The sequence below is a fragment of the Rhodococcus sp. APC 3903 genome, from assembly GCF_030407755.1.
GTDB lineage: Bacteria > Actinomycetota > Actinomycetes > Mycobacteriales > Mycobacteriaceae > Rhodococcus_F > Rhodococcus_F erythropolis.
Genome location: NZ_JASDCV010000026.1, coordinates 51,245 through 77,195, shown reverse-complemented (window position 1 = coordinate 77,195; position 25,951 = coordinate 51,245). Strand labels below are relative to the sequence as shown.

The window sequence follows — 25,951 nt, the reverse complement described above, 5'->3', positions numbered from 1 at the left end:
CCGATCTTCGTCACCGTTATCTCCGACTGGAATCAACCAGGTACTCAAGATTCTGGTTGTACGGGGTGGCCGTTACCGCAGCGTGCGAACTCACCCGGGACACCTCGGTAGTGCCGCGAACGACAGAAGCCTTGATGGAACCTACTTTCAACGGGGCGATGCAGCTGCTCATCCCGGCCGGGGCATTGCAGGTGGTTGTCGTGGTTCCCACCGTCACTTTGACGACTGCGGGAGCGGTCAAGAAGGTGAGAACCTCGACGGTGTCGCGAGCGGGGGATGACCATTGGCGCAGTGACATCGGGGGTGTCGAAGGGTTGGCAGGCACTGCGGATACTTTCTGCGTTCGATAACTCAAATAGGCAGTATCGCGGACGATCGTCGGCATTACCCCTGACCGGAACCAGTACAGACCGTAGGCGTTGATGTCCAGCAGGGAGCGTCCGTGCCCGGCGCTGGGAGCGAAGGAAGTCCCCTCGCTGTAATCGTTCCAGGTTGTCAGTTGGACCCATTCGCTGCCTGAATCGAGCGCGATCTGCCAGGTATTGCGAAGATTCTGTGTGTTTTCCGCTTCGTCGTAGATGGCCTGGTTCGGTCTGACGTCTTGGAAGGAGACCGATTGCATCCAGATCTTTCCCAACGCATGAGCCGCGGCAGCCAAATCAAGCGGAGTATTTGGGCTGTTGACCACTGGGTTTCCCGCCGGATTCCGGTTTCCCCAACTCGACATGCCATAGCTGATGGAGGCAAACGCATTGCGGTTTGCCGCTGCGTCTAAAAACACCGGAACTAATGCGACATTTATCCCATAGGACTGACTCATCAGGGTGATGAACTGCGACCACCATGTTGGACTTTTGGCTTCTGCAAGAAATGGGGAAATAACGAGGCGTCCGTCCGCAAGTTTGAATACGGACGGTTTTGTCGCATATGGTGCCATTTCTGCGGCGAGCTCTGCAGGCGTCATGTTATTGAAAGAAGCGCTCATATCGGGCGTGAGCATTACTTTGAAATTCGGATCTACTGTGGCTGCGGCTTGCATGAGCGCGCCGGGAATGATTGAACCCCACCAACTGGTGTCCGTTGCCTTGGCCATGATGTCGACAGAGAACCCGTCGAGCCCAGCAGCGACCGCCTGACGAACTTCAGTTTCGAGATCTCTCTGACGCCACTGGGGATCTGTGATCGGAGGGCGTGAAGCAGGCCGATCGCGGATGAATCCAGCTGAGTTGACGTGTGCATTGTTCTCTCCATGCACTGTCATGTACTGAGTTGTGTAGAAGTCGCTGTTCGGGGTCGCGTTGTCGATAGATACGGGGTACGGCGGAAAATAATGTCCGAATACCTTCCGTCCGTTCAGCGTTGCCCGGTCCGGAATGTCGAAGGGGAGAGCAGCAGATTCCGGATTGGCAGAAAGAGCAGTGGGAGCAAACGTAGGTGATTCTGTGTGCCCTTGCCCCTGATAGGAATAGGCAAATGTGAGCGATAGTGCGATTGCCGTCGAGAGGCACATGAGACGGATTGTTTTCGGTAGGATTGCGTACCGTCGCATAGGGATGAAACGCATGGGAGTTATCCTCCAGGTCAGATTCTTCGGCTGTAGAGAAATTTGTTTGGAGTGCATTCTGAGGCACGAACTTTGCGACGCTAACATGAATTGAAATCCGGGGCACTCTCGTCCACTTGAATACGCGAGCGAGCCGAATCGTGAGGAGTCACGACGGTTGGGTCCTGTCGGGGCCCGTTTGCAGGACTGCTGCGTGAAATCCTGGAATGTGTCGGCCTCCTGGGTCACACTGGGGAACGGACTACCGACGGATTACCGATGCGGGAGGGCTCATGACCGAAGCGATTGTGGCCGAGGGGCTGGTCAAGAAGTACGGCGACGTCACGGCATTGGACGGCATCGACCTGGAAGTGCGCGAGGGTTCGGTGATGGCCCTGTTGGGCCCCAACGGCGCCGGAAAAACCACTGCGGTAAGGATATTCACGACGCTGCTCATTCCGGACGGTGGACGCGCCAAGGTTGCCGGGCTGGACGTGGTCGAGGATGCGCGGGCGTTGCGGTCCAAGATCGGTGCTTCGGGTCAGTATGCCGCGGTCGACGAGTACCTGACGGGCTATGAGAACTTGGACATGGTCGGGAGGCTGTATCACCTCGGCGCCCGAAGCAGTAAGGCACGAGCGCGTGAATTGCTCGAGCAGTTCGATCTCGTCGAGGCTGGCGATCGGCCGGTCAAGGGCTATTCCGGCGGAATGCGCCGCCGTCTCGATCTGGCCGGCGCATTGGTTGCTCGGCCGCAGGTGTTGTTTCTGGACGAGCCGACCACCGGCCTCGATCCTCGTGCGCGACTCGGTCTCTGGGATGTCATCGAAGGGCTGGTGGCGCAGGGGACAACACTGTTGCTCACGACGCAATACATGGAGGAAGCCGAGAGGTTGGCCGACCAGATCGCCGTCATCGACCGCGGCTCGGTCATCGCGCGCGGTACTGCAGATCAGCTGAAGGCGCGGGTCGGGGGTGAGCGCATCGAACTGAGTGTGCACGAGGTCGAACATCTCGACATCGTCCGAGAAGAATTGCGCTCGCTTGCCGTGGGGGACATTCAGGTTCAAGAGAATGTCCGTCGCGTCACCGTTCCTGTCGACGACGGTACCGATGCGTTGGTCGCAGCGCTGAATCTCCTGTCGGCACGAGGCATTCGGGTGTTCGACGTCGGTCTGCGCCGGCCCACTCTCGACGATGTCTTTCTCACACTGACCGGGCACCAGGCTGAACTGGAGGATCAGAAATGACCGTGCAGATGGCGCTCGAAGACGGTTTGACCATCGCCAGGCGAAACTTGATCAAGATCAAGCGCGTTCCGGATCTGCTGGTGTTCACCACTTTGTCGCCGATCATGTTCGTGCTCTTGTTCGCATACGTGTTCGGCAGCGCGATCTCCGTCCCGGGCACGTCGTATCGAGAGTTCCTGATCGCCGGAATCTTCACGCAGACGGTCATATTCGGTGCTACCTGGACTGGTTTGGGGATGGTCGAAGACATTCAGAAAGGAATCATCGACAGATTTCGATCGCTGCCCATGGCTCCGTCTGCCGTGCTGACCGGCCGAACATCGAGTGACGTGTTGATCAACGTCATCAGCTTGGTGGTCATGTCGTTGACCGGTCTTCTGGTGGGGTGGCGCATCCATTCCAGCTTCCTCGAAGCGGTGGCCGGTTATGCGCTGCTTCTGTTCTTCGCGTACGCATTGTCATGGGTCATGGCTGTTGTCGGGCTTTGGATCCGCACGCCGGAGGTGTTCAACAACGCGAGTTTCATCGTCATCTTTCCGCTGTCGTTCATCGCGAACACTTTTGTCGAGACCACCAATCTTCCCGGCCCGCTCAAAGTGATCGCCGAGTGGAATCCTGTGTCGGCGGTGACTCAGGCGGTGCGTGAACTGTTCGGCAATACCAATCCTGCGATGACGGTTCCGGATGCGTGGCCACTGCAGAATCCGGTCATCGCGTCGTTGTTGTGGACTTTCGGTTTGCTGATCGTCTTCGTGCCGTTCGCTATTCGTCGGTATCAGAAGGCAGTCAGCCGCTGACCTGGTGATTCCGGCCGGTAGGGTGGGTATGTGCCGGAGCCCGAACGCATCGACAAACGCAGCCTGAGATACGCCGGGCGGCGTGAGGAGTTGCTCGACGCGCTGACCCGCTATGTCATCGACAACGGTGTCGGGGAACTGACGGTGAGGCAGCTCGCCAAGGCCGTAGGTGTGTCGCATGCGTCGTTGCTCAACCATTTCGAGAGCAAGGAGAACCTGCTCTCCGAGGTCATCGAGAACATGCGTGGTGAGTCCATTCCGATTGCGGTTCCGATGAAACCGGGGGTCGATCCGGCGGCAGTGCTGACCGCGTGGTGGACCGAACGTACGACGCCGGAGGTCCTGCCGCGGTTCCGAGTGATGGTCGAGATTTACGCCCTCGCGCTCGGCGACCGCGAACGCTACGGACGGTTCCTGGACCGTTTTGTAGGCGATTGGATCGAGGCACTGGAAGCCGGTCTACGACAAGCGGGTTGCCCCGAGGACGATGTTGCCTCTGTCGCTACTCTGTTGCTCTCGCAAATGCGGGGTCTGTCGATGGATCTTCTGGCCACTGGGGACCGGGCCCGCGTCGATCGTGCGTTCGGGCTTTTTGTCGACGGCTTTGCCGCCCGCGCTCGGGAGTGGTCCACGCCAGGATCCGATCGCATTCAACACTGACCGATCACCACGGTCGACGCGGTCTCACTGTAGGTTGCCACTCGAGTGAGAAAACCTCCCCGAGTGAATGTTTCAACAGTCATTTCGACCTGCTCCGTACTCGTCTCGACGAGAAGACAGCCACCCGGTCGTAGCCACGGCGCAGCGTCCGCGATGATGCGTCGCTGCAGGTCCAGTCCGTCGGTGCCGCCGTCCAACGAGACCAGCGGTTCGTGAAGACGGGCTTCGGGCGGCATCAGCCTGATCGAATCGGTGGGGACATAAGGTGCATTGGCAACGACGACATCCACGCGACCGAGTAATTCCGTTGGTAGTGGTTCGAAGAGATCGCCTTCGAGTACGCGCTCGGGCGGTGTGATGTTTCGGCGAGCGCACCGCACCGCGGCTGGTTCCACATCTACCGCGTACAAATCGACGGCATCGAGCGTCGACTGCAGGACGGTACCGACAGCTCCTGAGCCACAACACATGTCGACGACGACGCTTCCCGAGACGACGAGTGAGCGGGCCTGCCGGGCGAGGAACTCGGTGCGCCGGCGTGGGACGAAGACTCCAGAGTCGATGTGAATACGCAAGCCGCAGAACTCGACCCATCCGAGGACAGGTTCGAGTGGTTCGCCGGCAACTCGTCGGTCGACCATCGCGTCGAGTTCATCGAGAGAGCGTGCGGTGTGAAGAAGTAGGCGAGCCTCGTCTTCGGCGAATACGCAACCTGCTGCTCGGAGAATCGCGGCCACCGACTTCTGCTGCGAAGCAGGGAAGGTCGGGAGATCAGGTGCTGACATGAGAGAGCCTTTCGGCCTCCTGATCTCGCTGGGACCTGCACGTATCGAACACCGCCACCCTACCCGAGCAGGCGTGTCACGACGGTAGATGCGGAATGGAAATCTAGGTTGACCAATTGGTAAGGCTGTTCTATGGTCTGAACTCGATCGGCTGATGTGGGGCCGATCACCACAGATGCACCGTCACCGCAATCGTAGGAGAAGTACGTGAGTAAGCGACTGGGTAGGACGCTCGTCGGGCTGAGTGCGAGTGCTTTGGTGGCGTTGACAGTTGCGGCGCCGGCCGGAGCGGAACCGAATGATGCTCCGGGTGCTGTCGTGAGTCGGGAGTTACTCGGTCCCGACCGGGTGATCCCGGGTGCCGTGAGCGCAACAAAGGTGACGTACTGGTCGACGGGCCCGAAGGACGCGCCGATGACGAGCACCGGTGTGGTGTATCGCCCAGAGGGAGCTCCGCCCGAGGGTGGTTGGCCGGTCATCTCCTATGCGCACGGAACGGTGGGTGTGGCGGATCAGTGTGCGCCGAGCAGCAGTGTTCCGCTCGAACGGACCGCGACGCATCTGGGTCACTGGCTGGAGCAGGGATACGCGGTGGTGACGACCGACTACGTGGGGCTCGGAACACCTGGTGTTCACCCGTATCTCGACGGTCGTTCCGCTGCACACAGCGTTGTGGACATGGTGCGCGCCGCTCGTGCGGTCGACGACGACCTGTCGAGCGAATGGGTTGCGATGGGACAGTCGCAGGGCGGGCAGGCGACTATGTTCACCGCTTCGCTTGCCACTGATTACGCGCCGGAGCTGGACTACCGCGGCGCTGTCGCCACTGGTGTCCCCTCGAACATCGAAAATCTTCTACCGCTCGGTGGTCCGGCTTTCCCGGCGCTTCCGCTCAAGGGTACGACGGTCTACATCGCGAACGTTCTTGACGGACTGCGTGCTTCGCGGCCGGACATCGACATCGACTCGTATCTGACCCCGCTCGGCAAGACCATCCTCGACGACGTCGAGAACAACATGTGCTACACCGAGGCGCGCACGAAGTACGGAACCGTCACACTCGGGCAGGTGCTGACGAAGTCGCTGGACAATCCAGTATTCATGGAGGCTGCGCGTGAACTGCTCACTGTGCCGACCGCAGGATACGACCGCCCGTTCTTCATCGGTCAGGGGTTGTCGGACATCGATGTTCCGGCACCGCTGACACTGAAGTTCGCGGCTGACCTCGCTGCCAACGGTGTGGACTTTGCATTCCATACCTATCCCACTGATCATCTGGGGACCGTCCCGGCTTCGGTTCCAGACAGCACTCCCTTTGTCGCGGCGCTGTTCTCTGGTCGACAACCTTGTACCGGAAGCCTCTGCTGACCAAGGTTTTTCAGAGGACCCCCACTCCGTGAAGGTGGATGTCGATCGGGATCCGAAGTTGCCGAACGGTTTCGCTGGAGTGAGGGTCCCGGCTACGTGATCCCAGGCAATAGTCGAAGATCAAGCCCTCCAGTAGGCTCAGGAAATTTGCGGCAGAGACATCAGGGTCGTCAACGCCAACGGTTTCGAAGACGGGTCTTGCCTTCTCCAACGAAAACAGACTGCCTTCGAGGAGTTGGTGCAATGCCGAATCGCGGGGAGTTTCCAGGAGCAGTGCATAGCGCGCGATCAATTCGTGTCTGCGGTGCGAGAGAAGATCGTCGAGATACTCGGCCGTCAGGGCAGCAGGATCGCTGGGCCTCTCGCGGAGTTCGTCGAAAGTCGAACGTGACCGGTGCACGATGTGCAATGCGGTTGCTTCGAGAAGTGCCTCGCGAGTGCGGAAATAGTACGACGTCGAACCGGCAGGAAGTTCCAGGGACTGATCAATCGCCCGGTGGGTGAGTGCACGCGGGCCCTGCTCGGCGATGATCGTGACGGCGGACGCCGCAATGAGGGCTCTGCGATCGGGCTTCATGTCGTTCCTTGCTGTCGATGTTGCATGCTGCCGGAGTTGCATGCTGCAGATGGCGCGTCGTGAGGGTCACATTGACTCGATTTGCCTTCGGTCACTAGCCTCGACTCTACAGATGTAGAGGAGCCTCATGTTACTGGACGAAGAGCAGTTGGCGGCACGTGAAGCTCTCGATGCCCTGCGAGCCCGGATATCCGACGGTGAGGTCGGCGGAGGGATCTACCTCTGGGGTAGCGTCGGCCGCGGTAAGACGATGCTCATGGACGAGTTCTACGAGAGCATCCGAGTCGGCAAGCGGCGCATTCACTTTCATCGGTTCTTTGCAGATCTGCACTCTCGGGCGCACGAACTCGGGTCGATGGGCGCGGCACTGGGCCACGTCGTCGACGGAATCCGCGTGCTCTGTTTCGACGAGTTCCACATCGACGACGTCGCCGACGCCATGTTCATGGCAAGGGTTCTCGACACAATCGTCGCGAAAGGTGTGACTGTTGTTGTCACGTCCAATGTCCCGCCGACCGATCTTCTTCCGAATCCGCTTTTTCACGAGCAGTTCGTTCCGTCGATCGAGTTGATCGAGCGGACTCTCGAGGTGATCGAATTGGGTGGCTCCGTCGACTATCGGACGGCGGGTCAGCCAGGTGCCGGGGACTACCGTTTTGCGACAGGGGAATTCCTCGTCGGCTCGGGAATCACGTGGCCTTCGGGCGAAAGTGTCGAATTGGCGATAGGCACGCGCACATTGGAGTGCTCGGCGATTCGAGACGGTGTTGTCTGGTTCGACTTCGAGGTGCTGTGCGCTGGTTCGACCTCGGCTGCCGACTATCTCGAGCTCGCCTCCCGCTTCGACGACTGGGTGATCTTCGGAGTACCGGTGCTCGCCGAAGCTTCGGAATTTGCCCTTCGCCGTTTCGGAAATGTCGTCGATGTTCTCTACGACGTCGATGCGCGACTGACGGTGTATGCCGCTGCCGGTGTGGAGGTAGTAGCAGGCAGCCTCCGGGACGTGCCCGGATTGGCGCGCCTCTACAGTCGTCTGTCGTTACTGGCGAGAACGGCGATGGACAGCGTCAGTTGAGGAGTAGCGTCAATTCCAGGTGAGGCCGCCGGTCGCGGCGCTGGGCGTGAGCCCGAACATACTGTGGCAGATACGGTTGAGATGGGCGCTGTCGGTGAAACCGGCCTCGTGTGCACTGGTTGTCAGAGTTGCGCCACTGCTCATCACTTCCATGGCACATCGTAACCGTAACCAGCGGATGTAGGTCGAAAAGCTCATCTGCAGTTGATCGTTGAAGATTCTTCCCAGCCGTCCGGGCGAGATGGAGACCAGGGCGGCGATGTCCGTCAGTGTGACCTGCCCCGAGATTCTCTCGGGAAGTAGCGTCAGGGCATGCTCGAGGGCCGGGTGAAGAACGCCTAAGTTCGACGCCTTTTCGTGTTCGGATAGTGAATCGATCAGCCTCGCTGCGTATTCCAGATCCGAATCAGCGCCGCGGTCCGTCATCGCTACTGCGGTCTGCCCACGGTCAGACCAGTCGGCCACACCACCGCGGCCCGGCTCCGGTGGCCTGATGCGCAGACCCATCCCGGTGGTGGAGTCAACGTAGATCGCCCGTCCCCACGCACCCTCGGAGGCGGACAACGCGTGGACCGCCCCGGATGGAATGACCACGGACCGCACGACTTCACTGTGGCCGTCCCCGTCCGTGACCGTGACGTCCCCGTCGTCGATGATCATGATCTGAACAGCGGCGTGCGAATGCATGTGCGCGGATCCCACTGCGCCGGTGAACATGAGAATTCCGGGCTGCATGTGGACGGCGCCGGACCAGGTCATGTCGGAAATCATAGTGACGACCCTGACAGAGCTCGGGGTCCGGTCATCCTCCGGTAGGACCGAGCTCAGTCCGAAGATCGTGCGCTGGGCCGATGTGTTCGCGAAGGGTTCACGAGAAGGTGGAATCATGAACAACGCACAAGCACCCGCAGTCCTGTCGGTCCACGCGCTGGGCAAGTCGTACGGCGACGTTCCGGTGCTCCGAGGTGTATCGCTGGAAGTGCGCGCCGGCACTGCCACGGCCATCATGGGTCCTTCAGGATCGGGGAAGTCGACACTGCTGCATTGCATGTCAGGAATCGTCAAGCCCGACTCGGGAGCAATCTTGCTGAGCGGCCGGCATATCGAGAACCTCGGTGAGAACGACCGCAGCCGGCTCCGACGGGAGTCGTACGGGTTCGTTTTTCAATCGGGCCAACTGTTGCCGGAGCTTCCGGCGATCGAGAATGTCGCGCTGCCTCTCGTACTCAACGGGTTGCCCATCGCAGAAGCCAAGCGGACGGCGCACGGCTTCTTCGCGCCCTTGGGGCTGGATGGGCTGCAGGATCGTCGCCCGGGTCAGATGTCGGGTGGGCAGTCGCAACGTGTCGCGATTGCGCGAGCGTTGGTGACCAAACCCGCCGTTCTCTTCGCGGACGAGCCGACCGGTGCCCTCGACGCGCAGACGAGTTGGGAAGTGATGAGGGTGTTGCGTGATTCGGCTCAACAGATCGGTTCTGCGTTGGTCGTCGTCACTCACGATGCCGAAGTCGCTCGGTGGTGTGATCGCACGATGATGATGCAGGCCGGTTCGCTCGTCGGGACACAGGTGGCGGCATGAAGGCCACAGCGCGCGTTGCATTGATGACGGTGCGCGGTGAAGGGCGAAAGGCCTTGAGTACCTTCGCGCTCCCAGTGTCCGCATTTGCCGCCTCGACGACGTTGTTGCTGACGGTGCTCGGCGGCTACGGTGCATTCGCGGGCAGATCGAGCGAACCCGAAGCCGAGGCGTACCTAGCACTCGCAGGGGTTGCTTCGGTGTTGATGATCGTTCCAGCCATCACTCTCGGTCTGGCGGCGGCCCGCTTGGGCGCCCGTCGTCGCGACGAACGACTTGCCTCGCTGCGACTCATCGGATCCACCCCTCGCCAGATCGTTGCGCTGTGCGCTGCGGAATCGGGTATCCAGGGCTTGGCCGGTGCGTTGATCGGTGTGGTGGGATACCTCCTCGCGTTGCCGCTCGTAGCTCTCTTGAGATTTCAAGGTCGGACATTCGAGTGGAGTGAGCTTTGGGTAGGCGCACTTCCGCTGGTGGGCATCGTATTCGGAATGACCATCCTGGCTGCTTTGACGTCGATGCTCGGGATGCGCCAGGTGTTCGTGAGCCCGTTGGGCGTCACGGCGGGCAATCCCAGCGCCGCACCGAAGATGATCTTCGCTGTGGCTGGGGTGGGGGTTCTTGTGGGATGGAGTGCATTCGGGGGCTCCGCGGCAAGCATCGCGGCAATCCTGGTGGGCCTTGGTCTCTGCTTCGGCGTTGTTGCGTTGGTCGGTCCGTTCGTCATTTCGCTGCTTGGACGGATCATGCTCAAATGCGCCAAAGACGGTGCTTCACTGATTGCGGCGCGTCGGGTCCTGGATAATCCGAAGGCTGTGTGGCGCACGGTCAGCGGTGTGACGATGGCCAGCTTCGTTGCCGCAGGCACATCTCTCCTCGCCGCGATAGGCAACGGGGAGGGACAGGATTTGGAACCAGGGCAGGAGTTCCTGTTCGCGGACATGAGAACCGGGGTGTTGTTCACTCTCGGAGCAACATTCACGTTGGCGGCCATCTCGTCTGCGCTCACCCAGGTATCCGGGATCCTCGACAACCGTGAGCTGTATCGGAGTCTCACTTTGGCCGGCACACCTGTCGAGGTGATGGACAGCGCCCGCATGAGGCACGTTCGCACTCCCGTGGTGGTGATGGCACTGGCCGGCGCCGGCGCTGCACTGCTGTTCCTCTTCCCGCTGGCAGGGGCAGCCGTATTGACCACTCCGATGGCGCTGGTTCAGTTGGGCGTCACCCTGGCTGTGGGGATCGCGTTGGTGTTGGCCAGTGCGTTTGCAGCCAAGCCCGTCATGCGACGGGTACTCGCGGGCTGAATCTCCACCGATCGTCCGTCAGTTCTGTTTCCGGAACGGTTCGGCCAACTGGCCGAGGTAGTCGTCCGGGTAGTCGGGTTTGGCCGCCATTCCGAGATCGTCACTGCTGAAGCGCTTTTCCGGATCGAAAGAATAAGTGCGGAAAAGGTGATCCCAGATCAGAGTGAACAAACCGAAATTGACGTCACCGATTCCCGCCCACTTCAGGTGATGGAATCGGTGGCCGGCGGTGAGGGCGAGTATCGGACGCAGGGGGCCGATGCGGTAATCGGCATTCGAATGCTGAAGCAGGAGTTGGACAGCGACACAAACCGCGAGCGCCGAGGCAACCGGGACGGGCATCCCGAGGAGGATCAGTGGCAGGACGCCACCGGCGGTTTCGAAAGTCTGATGCACGGGGTGCTTCATCAGTCCGTTCATACCGTAGAACCGTTCGAGGCTGTGATGAACCGCGTGGAAACGCCACAACCATCCAACCTTGTGGCTGATCAAATGCACCACGGTGATGCCGAAATCGGCAACCAACACTGCGAAGACGACCTGAAGGACAAACGGAAGACCGCTCGGCCACAGCCCGTCGAACGGAATCACCGCGGCCATCAACGGGATTACCGCGACGCTGACCAAGATGAGGGATTCGTTGACAAACGCATGGACAGCGTCGCGAAACCTGTCCGGTCCCGGGGCATTCCACGAAGATTCGTAGGGAAGCGCCCGTTCGGCCGCGAAAGAGCAGGCCACTGCGAAGAGAATCAATGCCACCAGTGACCATTTCGGCGCGCCGGATGCCGCCAGCGCGATTGCGGCTCCATTGATTCCCAAGAGCATGAACGGGACGTACCCGTATCTGACGATGAAGGTGAGCATGTGATCGATGGTGCTTGATAGCGGTTGCTCTCGACTTGTACGAATCGGTCGACTTTCAGTCAGTCGAAACTGCCAGACGTACGTTTGACATGCACATCTGCCGCAGTGCGTTATTCGCGGTGAGCGCACACGCACCGTGGTTCCGGTCGATCCGTACGAACGGCGTGCACTGACCGGGCTAGCAGGCGGAGTCGATCTTTGCCTGTTGCAAAGTGTTCGTTGGTGCAGCTGGTCGTCCAGAATTAGAAGCTTGTTGAGGGGAAGCGGTTCTGAGGCTGCCCCTCAACAGCAGTTAGTGGGCGAAAGCAGTCCTTTGGGGTCGATCGGCGTTGCTCTTACGAAGTTGCTCGACGACTTCGTTGAGGGCGGTGGCGAGTTTGTACGCGAGATCTTGGCTGAAACCTTCTCGTAGCACGATCCGCAGGACGGCGACATCTTCGGCGTCGGCGGGCATGGTGTACGCGGGCACTTGGAATCCGCGTGCCCGGAGTTCGTGGGAGATGTCGAAGACAGTGAAGCCTGGGTCGTCGACGACTTCGAAGGACAAGACCGGTATAGCGGTGCCGTCGGTGATGATCGCCATGTTGTCGATCTTGGAGATTGCGGCGGAAAGCATAAGCGCGGTGTCGCGCAGCGATTCCATGATCTGGGTGTATCCGGCGACGCCGAGGCGGATGAAGTTGTAGTACTGCCCGACGACCTGGTTGCCAGATCGAGAGAAGTTGAGGGTGAAGGTCGGCATGTCGCCGCCGAGATAGTTGACCCGGAACACCAAGTCTTCCGGTAGGTGTTCTTTCGAGCGCCAGACGACGAAACCGATGCCAGGATATGTCATGCCGTACTTGTGGCCACTGACGTTGATCGAGACCACACGCGGAACCTTGAAGTCCCACATCAGCTCGGGGTGCAGGAACGGGACGACGAAACCTCCACTGGCAGCGTCGACGTGGAGGGGGACGTCGGGACCACCGTTTGAGGCGATCTCGTCGAGGGCTTCGGCGATCTCGGCGACGGGTTCGAGCTCGCCGGTGAATGTAGTGCCCAGGATGGCGACCACGCCGATGGTGTTCTCGTCGACGGCGTCACGGACCTGTTCGGGAGTGATGACGTAGCGGCCCCTTTCCATGGGGAGGTATTTTGGTTCGACGTCGAAGTAGCGGCAGAACTTTTCCCAGACGACCTGGACGTTGCTGCCGAGGATGAGATTGGGCTTCGTGGTGTCTTTACCTTCTTGTTCGCGGCGCTGGCGCCAGCGCCATTTGAGTGCGAGGCCGCCGAGCATCACAGCTTCGGAGGACCCTACCGTTGAGACCCCCGTTGCGGACGCAGGGTCGGAGGTCAGCCCTTCTGCGTGGAAGAGGTCGGCAACCATGTTGACGCAACGAGTTTCGATCTCCGCTGTCGCGGGATACTCGTCTTTGTCGATCATGTTCTTGTCGAATGTCTCGGCCATCAGCTTGTCTGCCTGAGGATCCATCCAAGTGGTGACGAAGGTTGCCAGGTTCAGTCGGGAACTGCCGTCGAGCATCAGTTCGTCGTGGATGAATCGGTACGCCGCTTCGGGATCCGACTCGGCCTTGGGCATTTTCAGAGCTGGAATCGGATCGGTGCCGAGCCGTCCTGTGTACGCCGGTGCGAGGGTTTCGGTGGGAGCTGCGAAGCTGTCTGACATTTTTTTCTCCTCCAGTATGCGAGCGTGCGGGGTACGACTTGGACGGTGATTCAAATGTGGTCGACTGTGAAGATGTTGCTGTGCAGTGCTTTACACCTCGATGGACGGGTACAGGCGTTCCATGGTGTAACGCCGGTTGCGGCGCACGGAGAGTGCGCTGATAGTCATCGAGACGAGCAGAATGCCGGTCAGGACGGCGATTGCTGTCCAGAGTCGAGAGTCGACGTGTTCGGCGGTGATGAGTTGCCGGAGGCCATTGACGGTGTATGTCATCGGGTCGAACGGATGAATGTATTGGAAGGGCGTCGCTGTCGTGGGCACTGGGTAGATGCCGCCGGCGGAGACCAGTTGCAGCATCAGGAAGGCCAATGTCACCACTCGGCCGACTGCGACGCCGAAGAGAGCATTGAACATCTGGATCATCGCCAAATACGTCGCCGAGACCAGCATCAGGAACAGGATAGTTCCGGGAACGTGTTTGACGTCCAGGCCGACCCCGATGTGGACCACGGCGTACATCGTGATCACTTGGAGGATGCCGATGAGCAGTGCCGGCCAGTAGGAAGCCAGAACTGTGCGATAGAGGCCGAGGTTACTGACAGTTGCGCGGGATTGTAGCGGGGTCAGCAGCATCCAGGTGATGATGCAGCCGACGAACAGGGCCAAGGAGAGGAAGAACGGCGCGAATCCGGTACCGAATGTGGGTGCCTCGTTGGTGTAGTCCTGCTTGAGTGCGACTGGGGTGGACAGGGTGTCCGCGGTAGCGTTGCGTTGCGCGTCGGTCCAGCTGGGTACTTGCCCAGCGCCCTGTGCGAGTGCGTCTGCCAGTTCGCCTGAGCCTGATTGCAGCTCGACCATCCCCGAAGCTAACTGATCGGCTCCGCTCGCGAGCTGGGTGCTGCCGTCGGTCAACTGGATCAGTCCGGAGTTCAAAGTCGTGGCTCCGGAACTGAGCTGGTCGGCGCCGTCGCGTAGTTGCCGGACGTCGGAGGCGAGCCCGCCGTTTTGCAGCAGCGCGAGTCCGGATTGCAGGGGACTGGATGGATCCGTCAACTGGTATTCGAGCGCGCGCGCATCACCGCTGAGGCGCGCTATCTCCGCTTGTAGTGCAGCAGTGTCACTTTGGGGTTGTGCTGCCACGAGAGGTGTGAGAGCTGCAACGGCCTGTTGTGCGAGCGGATCGGTGCTGGGTCCGAGAAGGTCGAGCACCCGCTGGATTGCCGGGGAGACGGTAACCTGTGGCGGCTTGGGGAGGCGATCCCCGAGGGTGGTGAGGGATTGCCGCAGTTGCGCAGCTTGCGCACCGACGTCGGAGACGGCAGTGGAGTCGAGGGCGTTGAGCAGTGGGTCGGCGACGCCGTCGATGGCTGTGGCGAGTTGCCCGGCGCCGGCTGCGAGCTGCGCGGAACCATCGCGTGCGGTGACCATGTTGGTGGCGAGTTCGCCTGCACCGGAGCTCAGTTGATCGGCCCCACCTTTGGCGGTGTCGATCCCGGCCGCGAGGGTCTTCGCTCCGTCGGCAGCCTGGCCCAGGCCCGAACCGGCGGTCTGTAGGCCCGTCAGGACTTGGCCGACGCCTTGGGCGCCGATGGTCGAGTTGACCTGATTGATGACCTGTTCGGACGCGTCCTGCCCGATGATGGTGGCTAGATAATTATTGGCGTCGTTGAAGGTGAAGGTGAGATCGGCCTTCTCGGGGTTGTCACCGTTGGGTGACTCGACAGCGTCGCTGAAGTTCTCCGGCAAGGTGATGGTGAAATAGTACTTGCCGCTCGAGAGTCCGGCTTGGGCTTCTTGATCCGAGACCTCCGCCAAATCAAGTTGCCCGGAGGCGATGAGCGACTTGACGACCTGATCGCCGGCATCGACTTGTTGGCCTGTCGATGTTCGCCCCGAGTCGTTATTGACAATCGCTGCGGGGATCTTGTTCACCTCGCCGAACGGGTTCCAGAAAGCCCACAAGTACATGGCGCCGTAGAGCAACGGCAACAAGATGATGGTGACGATCGCGATTCGTGGCAGGGTGCCGCGGGAGTAGCGTTTGATATCACTGCCCAGAGATATACCTGCGAGCATCGCTCACCGTCCTTCGGTCATGACGCCGATGTCACCGGCGCCCAGCAGGCCGTGCATGTTCACCACGGCATGGACGCCGCTGTCCGGCGGAAGGTCGTTGACATCGGCGGTGATCACCGACTGGTGCTCTCCCAATGCGACCAGTCGGCGTAACAACATTGTCCGCTCGTCGTCGTCGGCGATCTTGTCGACTCGACCCACCACCAGTAGCGGTGGTCTTTTGGTGTTCGCGACGGCGATCCGCAGCAACAGTTGTTGGATCTCCGGGAGATCGTCGACGAAGGCATTGAGCGGGGGGAGGTCTACGCCGCCAAATGTGTACGCACACATATCTGCTACTTGATCTTCGCTCACCCGGGGCACGAACTTGTACCACGGTGAATTCCATCGCAACTGTTCGGTCACCATGTCCCGCACCGTCACCGATGGGCGAACTTCGTCGAGTTCGTTCAGACATGCGATCGCCGAGACAGCCAGAATTCTCGAGGGTTTCTCGTAGCCCAGCACAGTCAATGACCCGGACGACAATCGCATCCGTCCGCATAGTGCCATCAGCAGGGCTGTGCGCGCGGCACCCGATTGCGCGGCCAGGACGGTCACACCGCCAGCCTCGATGTCGATGTCGAGTGGACCGAACACATGCCCCCACGGCCCGTGGAGCTCGATACCGCGGGCGGACACCAACGACCCTTCGACTCGGTCCTCAGGTAATTCCCAACGCTCGAAACGTGTTTCAACCAACTTGGACTCCCGACTCGGTGGAGCACGAGGACACATCGACCCGCTCAGGTGTTCAGCTTGAATTGGCTGCACGTCAGACGGATCAACGCGATGAAGACGTTGTCACAGTATGTTTTTGACGACCTGACCATTTTTGACAATGACGGAGAGATGTTTGGCCGGATCGGCGAGCAGGCTCAGATCCTCGAGTGGATTGCCGTCGACGAGAAGAACATCTGCCCACGCATCCTTGGCGATCACTCCGAGTGGTGCTTGCCGGTACGGATCGCGTTCGCCGGCAAGACGGAAGAGTTCGGCATTTCCCGACGTGAGCATCCGAAGTGCTTCGGCATTGCTGTAGTGATCACCGAGTCGCGCCGCCATTTCACTCTGCCGCGGCGCAAGCTGCGGCTCGAGCAAAAGATCCGTACCCCACGCTGTTTTGACACCGTGCTTGCGTGCCCAGCTGTACACATCGTCAGTGCCGGTGCAGATTTCGCGATCCTTTTCTGCGCGGCCCGGATCCGGATAGTGGTGATCGCCCAGCGCGAAGGGCTGCATCGAAAGCCAGATGTCCTTCTCAGCCATCAGAGCGATCGTCGCCTCGTCAGCGAGATGACCGTGCTCGATGGATTTCACGCCAGCTTCGATGGCGCGGCGAATGCCGGTGACGTTGTAAACGTGGGTGGCGACGTAGGTGCCGTAGTCGGTGGCCGCGTGCACTGCTGCACGAAGCTCGGGATCGGTGAACTGGACCGTGTAGAGCGGGTCGTACATCGACGCAGCGCCGCCGCCGACCATCATCTTGATCTGAGATGCGCCCTTCTTCAGCTGTTCGCGAACAGCTGCCAGTACCCGGTCAGGGCCATCTGCGACGCGCATGAAACCAATTTCTTCGGCGCGAGACTGCTTGCCTCCCAACGCGGTCGGGCATTCGTAGACAAACCCGAAGTCGCCGTGTCCGCTGGTTTGGGAGATGGCAGCCTGGGAAGGGTAGATGCGCGGCCCCTCGAACAGGCCTCGATCGATCACGGACTTGATGCTGCTTGTGTCACCCGCCATGTCCCGGACCGTGGTGAACCCGCGGTGCAGCATGTTCTTTGCTTCAGCGAGGCCGTTGAGTGCGATGTGCGCTTCACTGCCGGTCACCATGTCGACGTATGAATTCGCGTTACCGACCAGGTGAACGTGGGCATCGCTCATGCCGGGCATGAGTACTCGATTACCACCGTCCACGACAGTGGTCTCGCGGCTCGGATCATCCCCGACAGGCGACTCCGACACCGCGGCGATCGTGGTGCCGTCGATCAGAACGTCCCCGGCAACAAGGGTCGAGGAGGTGCCGTCGAAAACACGGACATTGCGAAACAGCAAACGATTTCCAGCTGGAGGAGTGGCTGTCATAAATCGGACATTAGCACCCAAAGTGGAGTCATGCTTCGGTAAAGTAAAAAACAAGCAGATGGTTTTAATTTGTTTCCGCGTACCCGCGGCGGGCGGATCGAAATCAGTGCCTGATGACCAAGGTCCCGAATGGAGGACTTTTCATATCGAGTCCAAGTACACTGCAGCGCATGCTGATTCACCCGACCATTCGAATGCAGTCGTGGGGATTCGTGATCGGATCCGCACTCTTCGCGCTCGGGTCGGCACCCTTCCTGTCGGTCTTCTTCGGTGCCGCACTCGCCAACAGCTTCTTCTTCGCGGGCTCCTGGTTCTTTACCTGCGCGGCTTTCGTTCAGTTGGTGCTGGCCGGGCCAGCAACCACAACCGACTCGGGGCGTCCCGCGATCCGGGCCGTCTGGCTGTCTGCTGCCGTGCAGTTACTCGGGACGATCTTGTTCAACGTCAGCACCGGGGCTGCGCTGCACGCGCTTACGCTACGAGGCGAGATGCACTTGGTCTGGAATCCGAACGCGGAGGGCTCGATAGCCTTCCTCGTCTCGAGCGGACTGGCTGTCCTCATCCTGCTGAGGGAAGGCGCTTACTGGGCACCGCAATCGAAGGAATGGCAAAGCGTGTGGCTGAATACCTTGGGATCCATCGCATTCGGAGTCTCCGCGATCGGATCGTTCGTCTTGCGAGACGGGAACACGTTGGACCCGAACATGGCCAATATCGGAACCTTTGTCGGCGCAATATTCTTCCTGCTGGCATCCGCAGTATTCCTCGGAAGGAGCAGCCGTCCGGCTACTTCTATGGCCGAAGCAGTCTGAACGCGCCACGTCGCGCCCGCAATATCGAGGAATTCGCTGAGGTGGGGGAGATCGCCGACCTGCGCTGCTACGCCCACTCGATCAAGTTCTCAAACTATTGCGGGATGGTTTCGTAAAAGTTCGGCAACGGTATGGGATGTGTTCACTCTGGGATCGATGTTTTGCTTCCATCCTTCTGTGAAGCGCGCGTAGCCGTCGTGAACAGTTCGTTTTCGAGAGGGAAGCAGACCCGTATTTCAGGACAAGAGCCGAACCGTTCGATGATAGTTTCCCGGCGAGATTATCCTCTGATGAAAGGGTCAACGATCGGATACTAAATTGCTATTTTCACTTGCTTTATCGTATTTGACGAGGTGACAAGCGGTCATTCGCCGCTCTGGGGAGTCCGTGTTTCGAACATGCTGTCGATGCGTCAGGAATCTATTTCGGGCAAGCGTTCGCCGGGAGTCGATTTCACCGGTCGTACGCCGCTTCAACAGCGCGCGAACTGCACCTCATTGACACCACGATCCGAGAGTCAGGAGCAGGGCAACGATGAGCGCGGTAGCCGCCGGCAACTACCAGTCGATCCGCTTTCCATCGCTGACCAGCGCACGGATCTCCCGACCTTCCGTATGGCTCAGGCGATGAGAACGTCGAGTCCATATCCGGTGACGAGGCAGATGCCGGTGTCTACTCTAGGCAGGTTCCGCACGCACAGTAACGCATCTGGACTGAATAGAAAGCCTCAGGTTCAAGCGAAATGCCAGAGAGACAGTGTGTGAAGGCGAATTGCTTACGCAATCTAAAGCCGACATTTCGGCGCCACTCGTGTTATGTTTCGATTAGCCACGTAATCCCAGTTGGTTCCGCTCCAGATTTCAGCCATTACCGGGATCTCGGGTAGGAAACCTCGGCACGCCGAGACACAAAATCTCAGATCCTCGCCGCCAGACGTGAACAGAACTGGATCGGTACGGGAGAGTCCGGTATCTCCTTCGAAAAAGCATTCGATCGATATCACTCGACATAGAATGGGGTACCTCCCATGAGTTCGGAAACCCGGCAGGCATCCGCCCGATCAGTACTCGCATCACGTAACACCCTCGCCTTTGCTGTTGGTGGTGCAGGCGGTGACCTTTATCCTCCAGAACCGGGCCGCGACCACGATCCAACTGTTTTGGGTCTCAGTGCAGTCCCCACTCTGGCTCACCCTCGTCGTGATACTCGTCCTCGGATGGATCGCCGGCTTGCTGACCAACCGCCGTGCGAAAACTGCCGACTGAACCCCGAGGACGAAATAATGATCGCAATCCGGAAAACCAAAGTCCTCGGTACATGCGTTCGGGGATCACCGATCGCGTTCCAGACGGCCTTCAAGGGGTTCGACGTCACGGCGTACGGCATCAGCGAGACGCCATTCGCCGCATGTAGACGGGATTTCGAGTCATCGGAGACGTCCAAACGCGACGTCTCCGAGCGGCTGACAGCTCGGTCGCCGTCGTATCCGAAAGATTCTAGTTTACAGCAGATCTCGCTGTCGCTGTCGCGACGTTCTCCTGTCGTCGAGGCGGCCGCTGTATTCCCTACAACATCTTGGCTCCCGGTGTCGCTGTAATGCAAATACTTTCGGCGTGGCCGAAGGAAAACTACATCACCAAGAGAAAACTCGGCATCCATTCCGTGAAGGGTCCTGTCGCCAAACCTCTAAATGAGATGGGGAACAATGTATTACAGCAGTGGAAACTACGAAGCGTTCGCGCGGCCACGCAAGCCTGACGGGGTGGACGGCAAGACTGCATGGTTCGTCGGTTCGGGGCTTGCATCGCTTGCCGGTGCGGCATTCATGATCCGCGACGGCCAGATGGCAGGAAACAACATCACCGTCCTGGAGCGGTTGAAATTGCCCGGCGGTGCACTCGACGGAATCAAGGAACCGGAGAAGGGCTTCGTCATTCGCGGTGGCCGCGAGATGGAAGATCACTTCGAATGTCTCTGGGACCTGTTCCGCTCTGTCCCCTCGATCGAGGTCGAAGACGCCAGCGTGCTCGACGAATTCTACTGGCTCAACAAAGACGACCCGAACTATTCGCTGCAGCGCGTCACCGAACGTCAGGGTGAGGACGCGCACACAGACTTCAAGTTCAATCTGAACTCGAAGGCGCAGAAGGACATCATGAAGGTCTTTCTCACTCCGCGTAGCGAACTCGAGAACAAGCGCATCAACGAGGTGTTCGGCAAGGAATTCCTCGCAAGCAATTTCTGGCTGTACTGGCGCACAATGTTCGCGTTCGAGGAATGGCACAGTGCTCTCGAAATCAAGCTGTACCTGCATCGATTCATCCATCACATCAAAGGCCTGCCGGACCTGAGTACCCTCAAGTTCACCAAATACAACCAGTACGAGTCTCTCGTGCTGCCGCTGTACACGTGGCTGCTCGATCAGGGAGTGAATTTTCGGTTCGATACCGAAGTCACCGACATTGACTTCGATATCACGGGTGAAGTCAAGCGGGCCAAACGCATTCACTGGAAATCCGAGGGTGTTTTGGGTGGGGTCGACCTCGATGACGGCGACCTGGTGTTGACTACCATCGGCTCGCTCACCGAGAACTCGAACAACGGAGACCATCACACGCCGGCGAAACTCGACGAGGGCCCCGCTCCAGCGTGGGATTTGTGGCGTCGTATAGCAACAAAAGACCCCGCATTCGGACGACCAGACGTCTTCGGTGGGCACGTCGCAGAAACCAAGTGGGAATCAGCGACAGTGACCACGTTGGATGCCCGAATCCCAGAATACATCGAAAAGATATGCAAGCGTGACCCATTCAGTGGACGAGTAGTCACCGGCGGCATCGTGACAGCACGAGATTCGAAGTGGTTGATGAGCTGGACCGTAAACCGGCAACCGCACTTCAAACAACAACCCAAGGATCAGATCGTCGTCTGGGTCTACTCACTATTCGTCGACGTCCCCGGTGACTACGTCGACAAGCCGATGCAGGAATGCACCGGCGAGGAAATCACCCAAGAGTGGCTCTATCACATGGGCGTTCCAGTCGAGGACATCCCGGAACTCGCGGCCAATGCGGCGAAGACCGTTCCAGTGATGATGCCCTATGTCACTTCCTTTTTCATGCCCCGTCAGGCCGGTGACCGGCCTGCGGTTGTACCGGATGGTGCCGTCAACTTCGCCTTCCTCGGCCAGTTCGCGGAAACAACACGCGACTGCATCTTCACGACGGAGTACTCGGTCCGCACCGGGATGGAGGCCGCGTACAGCCTGCTCGGGATCGAACGCGGAGTGCCGGAAGTTTTCGGCTCCACCTACGACATCCGCAAACTTCTCCAAGCAACCTACTTCCTCAATGACAAGAAGGAGGAGAGCGTGCCGTTGCCGAAGCTACTTCGCCGCAGACTGGACAAGAAGCTCGACGAGAACGAGATCGGACAGCTGCTGCACCAATACCACATTCTCCCCCGAGAATGACGCTGGTTTCTGAATGTCTTTGTCAATGAGGGCTTCTGAGAGAAAATGCCCGTTCGGCTGTGGTCGAAGGGGCGTCTCGTAGCTGAATCTCGGTCTGGACCTCGGGGCTGAACATCGGGCAATTATGAAGTTCTCGAAGAACTACGGAAGGCAAAATCAATGTGTACCAGGGTGATGTGGCCTGATGCGGCCGGATCTGTTCTTGTCGGACGAAATATGGATTACCATCGGGACACCGGTACGAACCTGTGGTCGCTTCCGCGTGGGATCAAACGCGACGACGGCGTAGGCGGTTCTCTGAGTTGGACTGCCGAGTACGGCAGTGTCGTGGCCGGCGCTTTCGACATGATGTCGGTCGACGGTATGAACGAAGCGGGATTAGCAGGTCATGTTCTGTGGCTAGCGGAATCGGATTACGGTACTCACGACACGTCGAGACCGGCTCTGAGCATGGCGGTCTGGCTGCAGTACTTCCTGGACAACTTCTCCACCGTTGCCGATGCCGCCGCGTGGATCAGCGACGTCGACGTTCAGGTTGTCCCACTGGGCGATCCGGCGACCGGCGAAGTGCCTGCAGTTCATCTCGCGTTGGACGATGCGACCGGTGATTCGGCGATCATCGAATACCTGGATGGCAAGGCCACCGTCTGGCACAGCCGCGAACACCTAGTGATGACCAATTCCCCGGCCTACGACAAGCAGATCGAACTTCTCAAAGAGGTCGACGGCTTCGGGGGCGCCAATCCTCTGCCCGGCACCACACTCGCAGCCGACCGGTTCGCCCGCGCCGCATACTACGTAGGCCGACTGCCTCAACCTAAGAGTGAAGTCGAGGCTGTCGCGGGAATGTTCAGTGTGATCCGCAATGCGGCGCAACCTTTCCGCATCCCCGACCCGGACAAACCCTATGCATCGCAGACGATCTGGCAGACGGTGGCAGACTTGACCAACAAGCGGTACGTCTTCGACTCGACCACGCGACCTAATGTCGTCTGGGTGGATCTGGACAAGTTGAACTTCGATGAAGGTGCGCCTGCGGGCAAACTCGATCTGATGGGCGATACATCCCTCGAAGGAGGGCTTGCCGGCAACGTCTCTCGCCGATTCGAGAAGACAGCCGCGATGAAATTCCTGACCCTGCCGACCTGATCGAAGCCAGCAGTTCGCAGGGAGGGGGCCACCCAGTCAGGTGGCCGCCCTCGGCGTCGCTGCTCGTGACCGATATGCCACCGTCGAGACAACTCCGATCCTGCTAGGGGCGCATCATGGATACCGCGGACCCGTTGCCTTCCTCTCCCGTTACAAAAGCGCTTACGAGTGACGCCCACCCGAGGGTGAGTTGGCTACCGCTGGTACTAGTGTGTTTCACAGGGTTGGTATCTGTGTTCAACGTGACGGCGCTGCCGATGGCGATCAGCGGCATCGTCGACGGCCTGGACACCACCATCTCGAACGTGCAATTGGCGATCGTCGCTTACGGGGTATTCGTCGCAGCCTTCACGATCACGGGCGGCAAGATCAGCGGCGTGCTCGGTGCCAAGAATGCTCAGCTGCTCGGGCTGGGCATCTATGCGTTCGGTATGCTGTGTTGCTTTCTGGCACAGAATATTTCAATGCTGATTGCCGGCGAGGCGATCGCTGGACTCGGGGGCGCGCTTCTCGTGCCCAACGCGTTGGCGATTCTGGGGCAGGCGTATTCCGGTCCACAACGAACCGTTGCGGTATCGGTCCTGGCGGGTACGACCGGTATCGGTGCCGCGTTTGCTTTGTTGGTTGGTGGTCTGCTCGTCCAAGCCTGGGGATGGAGGGCGCCCTTCGCGCTCTTGCTCGCCATCACGGCAGGAACAATCGTCATCGCATCACGTGTGGCCCTTATCCGGATTCCATTCCGTGGGTCCGTCGACAAGACGAGTATCGCGCTGTCTGCCGTCGGGGTGCTGTTGTTGGTCGCCGCCATCAATCAGATCGGATCATGGGGGCTCGTTCTCGCCGCCGAGTCCGCACCGGTGAGTGTGCTCGGACTCTCGCCTGTGCTCGCATTGCTGGTGATCGGCGGCCTCGTCCTGCACACGTTCGCCGCCCGCCAGCACTTGTTGCTCCGGGGAGAAAGAACACCGCTACTCGAACCTTCGGTGTTCGAGTCTGGTCTCAACCGAGCGTGTTTGAGTGGGTTGGTTGCGATAAACCTGTTGATGGCCGGTGTGAGCTACCTGCTACCGCTGTACACCCAGATGGTATTGGGCAAGAGCCCTCTGGGCACGGCAATGATACTGATACCTATCTCTTTGGCCGCACTCGTCTCCGCGGCTGCAACACCTGCACTGATGCGACTGCTTGCGTGCCGATGGCTCCTGACAGGGGCGCATGTACTGGCCGCCGCGTCGGCGATTCTGTTGGCACTGACCATCTCGAACCAATGGTCCGGTGCATGGACATTGATCAGCGAAGTGTGCTTGGGTCTCGGCATCGGAGTCGGATTGAGTGCGGGCAGTGCGCTTCTCATGGAGACCAACCCTCCTGCTATCGCGGGTGAGATCGGCAGCGCTCGAGGAATGGCGAACTTTCTCGGCCTGTGCACCGGCACCGCCGTTGCCGGGGCGGTCCTGATGTCCGTGCTCGCGCAGTCTGCCTCGGTCCGTATCACGAACAGCCCAGATCTACTGTCCAGCGGCAGTATCGAGGTAACGGCCAGTTCGGTCAGTTTCGTCGCCAACGATGACCTCCGCGCCAGTCTCACTGGGCTGGAACTGACCTCGGCGCAACTCGATCAGGCGGTGGAGATCAACGTCGAATCCAGGCTGATTGCGCTGCGGGCGAGCCTCTCTGTGCTCGGGTTAGCGGCGCTCCTCCCGATCGTGACGTTCCGCCACCTGCCGACTCGCCGCCAGGAAGCGGACTGATGCGACTTCGGCCGCCTGCGGCGCCATGCCGGTGGAGAGCGACTGCGCGTCACGATCTTGAATAGTTTTGTAGAGCAATAGACGTAACGCGGAGTAGTGCATCCTGACCTGCGGCAGGATGCACTCAACTTCTCGACGTCTGCATCGTCGGCGTGTAGAGGGCGTTCCAGCCGGGTGGTTCCTGCGGAGGTGGTGGAGATGAAGCGATGGTGCCCTAGCCAGCCGTCCGGCTACTTCGTTAGTACGGTCGCGAGTGCAGCGCTCAGATACGGAGTGATGTTCTCGACGACCCGCGTCACGATCGCAGTGGCAACGTCGGCGGGTTGCAGTGGCACCGACGGCGTCTGCGGCAGTGCCGGGGGAGCAGGCGGAGCGGGCTCGGACATCATCGGCGTATAGGTGTTGTGCTTCGTGAAGTAGCCGAAGACCGAATCCACGAACACCTCGGGCGCATCACGCGGCTTGGGCATGTTGCAGATGCCGTCACCCTCGATGCAGACTTCCTGCACTGCGATGTCTCCGAATCCGCCCCGTGCTCCGGACATCGTCGCTCCCGGAACGACATTGGGCACTACGGTTTCGATGCCCCCGGCCGAGTTGCGAGGGTCGGCGTAGAGGACGCCTTCGACTTGCGACTGCGGAATGGATCCGTCGCGTGCGATGTCACCGAGAACGTCGCCGGCAATACGCGCTCCCTGTGAGTATCCGGTGACGACGATCTCGCTGCCCGGGCACTGAGCGTGGAAAGCGTTGACTTCAGTGCGAAGCGTCTGGGCGCCGGCGGCAACGCTCTGGTCGTACGTCTGATCGCCGAGCGGCCAGAAGCTGGCGGGGTAGGTCACCGGCTTGGAGGCGTAACCCTGGGCCACGTAGCGATCGGTGACGGGTTGCGTCGTTTGTCCCGTCGGATCCCACGTTCCGCCGACCGCGAATACCGCACCGGCCGGGCACGACCCACTGTCATTCGGGTCCGCTCCGGCAGGCACCGACATCACAAGAGTCACCCCCGCTGTGACTGCAACCGTGCATGCCACTGACATCGCGTATTTCCTCATCGGGCCTGTCCCCATCTATCTACGTTCTCGTTCAC

22 protein-coding genes and 1 pseudogene are annotated in these 25,951 nt (G+C 59.9%); 13 read left to right on the top strand and 10 right to left on the bottom strand.

Going from position 1 to position 25,951, the window contains the following annotated elements; translation table 11 throughout:
- Positions 1-16: 16 nt before the first annotated feature.
- Complete coding sequence (locus tag QMA15_RS27715; protein ID WP_279163054.1) at positions 17-1,510, bottom strand: glycoside hydrolase family 71 protein; 1,494 nt, start codon at positions 1,508-1,510, stop codon at positions 17-19.
- A gap of 326 nt (positions 1,511-1,836) precedes the next feature.
- On the opposite strand from QMA15_RS27715, the gene QMA15_RS27710 reads away from it, so the two are divergent.
- From QMA15_RS27710 to QMA15_RS27700, 3 genes are read left to right on the top strand one after another with little or no spacing between them, the layout of a single operon-like run.
- Positions 1,837-2,793: a daunorubicin resistance protein DrrA family ABC transporter ATP-binding protein gene (locus tag QMA15_RS27710; protein ID WP_003945489.1), complete on the top strand. Its 957-nt coding sequence runs from the start codon at positions 1,837-1,839 to the stop codon at positions 2,791-2,793.
- Positions 2,790-3,590 carry an ABC transporter permease gene (locus tag QMA15_RS27705; protein WP_003945537.1) on the top strand — a complete coding sequence of 267 codons (801 nt, stop codon included), beginning with the start codon at positions 2,790-2,792 and terminating at the stop codon, positions 3,588-3,590. The genes QMA15_RS27710 and QMA15_RS27705 overlap by 4 nt, the downstream gene beginning before the upstream one ends.
- Positions 3,591-3,620: 30 nt before the next feature.
- Entirely contained in the window at positions 3,621-4,250 is a 630-nt protein-coding gene (locus tag QMA15_RS27700; RefSeq protein ID WP_279163055.1) for a TetR/AcrR family transcriptional regulator, read from the top strand.
- Here the strand turns inward: QMA15_RS27700 and QMA15_RS27695 are convergent.
- Positions 4,241-5,035: a putative protein N(5)-glutamine methyltransferase gene (locus QMA15_RS27695; protein WP_097387890.1), complete on the bottom strand. Its 795-nt coding sequence runs from the start codon at positions 5,033-5,035 to the stop codon at positions 4,241-4,243. The genes QMA15_RS27700 and QMA15_RS27695 overlap by 10 nt on opposite strands.
- A gap of 207 nt (positions 5,036-5,242) precedes the next feature.
- Here QMA15_RS27695 and QMA15_RS27690 point away from each other — a divergent pair, with 207 nt between their 5' ends.
- Entirely contained in the window at positions 5,243-6,403 is a 1,161-nt protein-coding gene (locus tag QMA15_RS27690; protein WP_046377918.1) for a lipase family protein, read from the top strand.
- Between the two features lie 10 nt (positions 6,404-6,413).
- On the opposite strand, the gene QMA15_RS27685 is transcribed toward QMA15_RS27690, so the two are convergent.
- Positions 6,414-6,980 (bottom strand): TetR family transcriptional regulator, encoded by a 567-nt coding sequence (locus tag QMA15_RS27685; protein WP_279163056.1) that lies wholly within the window; start codon positions 6,978-6,980, stop codon positions 6,414-6,416.
- Positions 6,981-7,107: 127 nt separating this feature from the next.
- On the opposite strand from QMA15_RS27685, the gene zapE reads away from it, so the two are divergent.
- A complete protein-coding gene (zapE, locus tag QMA15_RS27680) occupies positions 7,108-8,055 on the top strand; it encodes a cell division protein ZapE (protein ID WP_279163057.1) in 948 nt (315 codons plus the stop codon).
- Between the two features lie 9 nt (positions 8,056-8,064).
- Here the strand turns inward: zapE and QMA15_RS27675 are convergent, their stop codons facing one another.
- Positions 8,065-8,814, bottom strand: coding sequence for an AraC family transcriptional regulator (locus QMA15_RS27675; RefSeq protein ID WP_279163058.1), 750 nt, complete (start codon positions 8,812-8,814; stop codon positions 8,065-8,067).
- Here QMA15_RS27675 and QMA15_RS27670 point away from each other — a divergent pair.
- On the top strand, positions 8,789-9,634 hold the full coding sequence (locus tag QMA15_RS27670; protein ID WP_133727713.1) for an ABC transporter ATP-binding protein: 846 nt from the start codon (positions 8,789-8,791) through the stop codon (positions 9,632-9,634). The two genes, QMA15_RS27675 and QMA15_RS27670, sit on opposite strands and share 26 nt — an antisense overlap.
- Entirely contained in the window at positions 9,631-10,938 is a 1,308-nt protein-coding gene (locus QMA15_RS27665; RefSeq protein ID WP_279163059.1) for an FtsX-like permease family protein, read from the top strand. The genes QMA15_RS27670 and QMA15_RS27665 overlap by 4 nt, the downstream gene beginning before the upstream one ends.
- An 18-nt stretch (positions 10,939-10,956) precedes the next feature.
- On the opposite strand, the gene QMA15_RS27660 is transcribed toward QMA15_RS27665, so the two are convergent.
- The 5 genes from QMA15_RS27660 to QMA15_RS27640 all read right to left on the bottom strand — a co-directional run bounded on the left by QMA15_RS27660 (position 10,957) and on the right by QMA15_RS27640 (position 17,677).
- Positions 10,957-11,805: a sterol desaturase family protein gene (locus QMA15_RS27660; protein WP_290287528.1), complete on the bottom strand. Its 849-nt coding sequence runs from the start codon at positions 11,803-11,805 to the stop codon at positions 10,957-10,959.
- A gap of 292 nt (positions 11,806-12,097) precedes the next feature.
- Positions 12,098-13,477 (bottom strand): glutamate decarboxylase, encoded by a 1,380-nt coding sequence (locus QMA15_RS27655; protein WP_019746876.1) that lies wholly within the window; start codon positions 13,475-13,477, stop codon positions 12,098-12,100.
- A gap of 90 nt (positions 13,478-13,567) precedes the next feature.
- Entirely contained in the window at positions 13,568-15,553 is a 1,986-nt protein-coding gene (locus QMA15_RS27650) for a YhgE/Pip domain-containing protein (protein WP_141487785.1), read from the bottom strand.
- Between the two features lie 3 nt (positions 15,554-15,556).
- Positions 15,557-16,294, bottom strand: a complete 738-nt coding sequence (locus QMA15_RS27645; RefSeq protein WP_225989416.1) for a hypothetical protein — start codon at positions 16,292-16,294, stop codon at positions 15,557-15,559.
- 102 nt (positions 16,295-16,396) lie between these two features.
- On the bottom strand, positions 16,397-17,677 hold the full coding sequence (locus QMA15_RS27640; RefSeq protein WP_019746879.1) for an amidohydrolase family protein: 1,281 nt from the start codon (positions 17,675-17,677) through the stop codon (positions 16,397-16,399).
- Between the two features lie 170 nt (positions 17,678-17,847).
- Between QMA15_RS27640 and QMA15_RS27635 the strand changes: the two genes are divergently transcribed.
- The 6 genes and pseudogenes from QMA15_RS27635 to QMA15_RS27610 all read left to right on the top strand — a co-directional run bounded on the left by QMA15_RS27635 (position 17,848) and on the right by QMA15_RS27610 (position 24,861).
- A complete protein-coding gene (locus tag QMA15_RS27635) occupies positions 17,848-18,489 on the top strand; it encodes a hypothetical protein (protein WP_019746880.1) in 642 nt (213 codons plus the stop codon).
- Between the two features lie 1,112 nt (positions 18,490-19,601).
- Positions 19,602-19,754 (top strand): DUF1049 domain-containing protein, encoded by a 153-nt coding sequence (locus tag QMA15_RS27630; protein ID WP_225989417.1) that lies wholly within the window; start codon positions 19,602-19,604, stop codon positions 19,752-19,754.
- Between the two features lie 17 nt (positions 19,755-19,771).
- Positions 19,772-19,882 (top strand): annotated as a pseudogene (locus tag QMA15_RS27625) (3-hydroxyacyl-CoA dehydrogenase); the annotation flags it as partial.
- Positions 19,883-20,194: 312 nt separating this feature from the next.
- Positions 20,195-21,961 (top strand): oleate hydratase, encoded by a 1,767-nt coding sequence (locus QMA15_RS27620; protein WP_029537529.1) that lies wholly within the window; start codon positions 20,195-20,197, stop codon positions 21,959-21,961.
- 159 nt (positions 21,962-22,120) lie between these two features.
- Positions 22,121-23,110 carry a linear amide C-N hydrolase gene (locus QMA15_RS27615; protein WP_019746884.1) on the top strand — a complete coding sequence of 330 codons (990 nt, stop codon included), beginning with the start codon at positions 22,121-22,123 and terminating at the stop codon, positions 23,108-23,110.
- Between the two features lie 116 nt (positions 23,111-23,226).
- On the top strand, positions 23,227-24,861 hold the full coding sequence (locus QMA15_RS27610; RefSeq protein ID WP_080572269.1) for an MFS transporter: 1,635 nt from the start codon (positions 23,227-23,229) through the stop codon (positions 24,859-24,861).
- A 230-nt stretch (positions 24,862-25,091) separates the two neighbouring features.
- Here the strand turns inward: QMA15_RS27610 and QMA15_RS27605 are convergent, their stop codons facing one another.
- Entirely contained in the window at positions 25,092-25,901 is an 810-nt protein-coding gene (locus QMA15_RS27605) for a PE-PPE domain-containing protein (RefSeq protein WP_020968420.1), read from the bottom strand.
- Positions 25,902-25,951 lie beyond the last annotated feature (50 nt).

What these genes read in the sequence shown, in the direction of transcription:
- QMA15_RS27615 (WP_019746884.1), top strand. Translation starts at nt 22,121, where the DNA reads ATGTGTACCAGGGTGATGTGGCCTGATGCGGCCGGATCTGTTCTTGTC.
- QMA15_RS27665 (WP_279163059.1), top strand. Translation starts at nt 9,631, where the DNA reads ATGAAGGCCACAGCGCGCGTTGCATTGATGACGGTGCGCGGTGAAGGG.
- QMA15_RS27715 (WP_279163054.1), bottom strand. Translation starts at nt 1,510, where the DNA reads ATGTGCCTCTCGACGGCAATCGCACTATCGCTCACATTTGCCTATTCC.
- QMA15_RS27710 (WP_003945489.1), top strand. Translation starts at nt 1,837, where the DNA reads ATGACCGAAGCGATTGTGGCCGAGGGGCTGGTCAAGAAGTACGGCGAC.
- QMA15_RS27660 (WP_290287528.1), bottom strand. Translation starts at nt 11,805, where the DNA reads ATGCTCACCTTCATCGTCAGATACGGGTACGTCCCGTTCATGCTCTTG.
- QMA15_RS27610 (WP_080572269.1), top strand. Translation starts at nt 23,227, where the DNA reads ATGGATACCGCGGACCCGTTGCCTTCCTCTCCCGTTACAAAAGCGCTT.
- QMA15_RS27695 (WP_097387890.1), bottom strand. Translation starts at nt 5,035, where the DNA reads ATGTCAGCACCTGATCTCCCGACCTTCCCTGCTTCGCAGCAGAAGTCG.
- QMA15_RS27635 (WP_019746880.1), top strand. Translation starts at nt 17,848, where the DNA reads ATGCTGATTCACCCGACCATTCGAATGCAGTCGTGGGGATTCGTGATC.
- QMA15_RS27655 (WP_019746876.1), bottom strand. Translation starts at nt 13,477, where the DNA reads ATGTCAGACAGCTTCGCAGCTCCCACCGAAACCCTCGCACCGGCGTAC.
- QMA15_RS27675 (WP_279163058.1), bottom strand. Translation starts at nt 8,814, where the DNA reads ATGACCTGGTCCGGCGCCGTCCACATGCAGCCCGGAATTCTCATGTTC.
- QMA15_RS27620 (WP_029537529.1), top strand. Translation starts at nt 20,195, where the DNA reads ATGTATTACAGCAGTGGAAACTACGAAGCGTTCGCGCGGCCACGCAAG.
- QMA15_RS27705 (WP_003945537.1), top strand. Translation starts at nt 2,790, where the DNA reads ATGACCGTGCAGATGGCGCTCGAAGACGGTTTGACCATCGCCAGGCGA.
- QMA15_RS27650 (WP_141487785.1), bottom strand. Translation starts at nt 15,553, where the DNA reads ATGCTCGCAGGTATATCTCTGGGCAGTGATATCAAACGCTACTCCCGC.
- zapE (WP_279163057.1), top strand. Translation starts at nt 7,108, where the DNA reads ATGTTACTGGACGAAGAGCAGTTGGCGGCACGTGAAGCTCTCGATGCC.
- QMA15_RS27640 (WP_019746879.1), bottom strand. Translation starts at nt 17,677, where the DNA reads ATGACAGCCACTCCTCCAGCTGGAAATCGTTTGCTGTTTCGCAATGTC.
- QMA15_RS27605 (WP_020968420.1), bottom strand. Translation starts at nt 25,901, where the DNA reads ATGTCAGTGGCATGCACGGTTGCAGTCACAGCGGGGGTGACTCTTGTG.
- QMA15_RS27670 (WP_133727713.1), top strand. Translation starts at nt 8,789, where the DNA reads ATGTGGACGGCGCCGGACCAGGTCATGTCGGAAATCATAGTGACGACC.
- QMA15_RS27685 (WP_279163056.1), bottom strand. Translation starts at nt 6,980, where the DNA reads ATGAAGCCCGATCGCAGAGCCCTCATTGCGGCGTCCGCCGTCACGATC.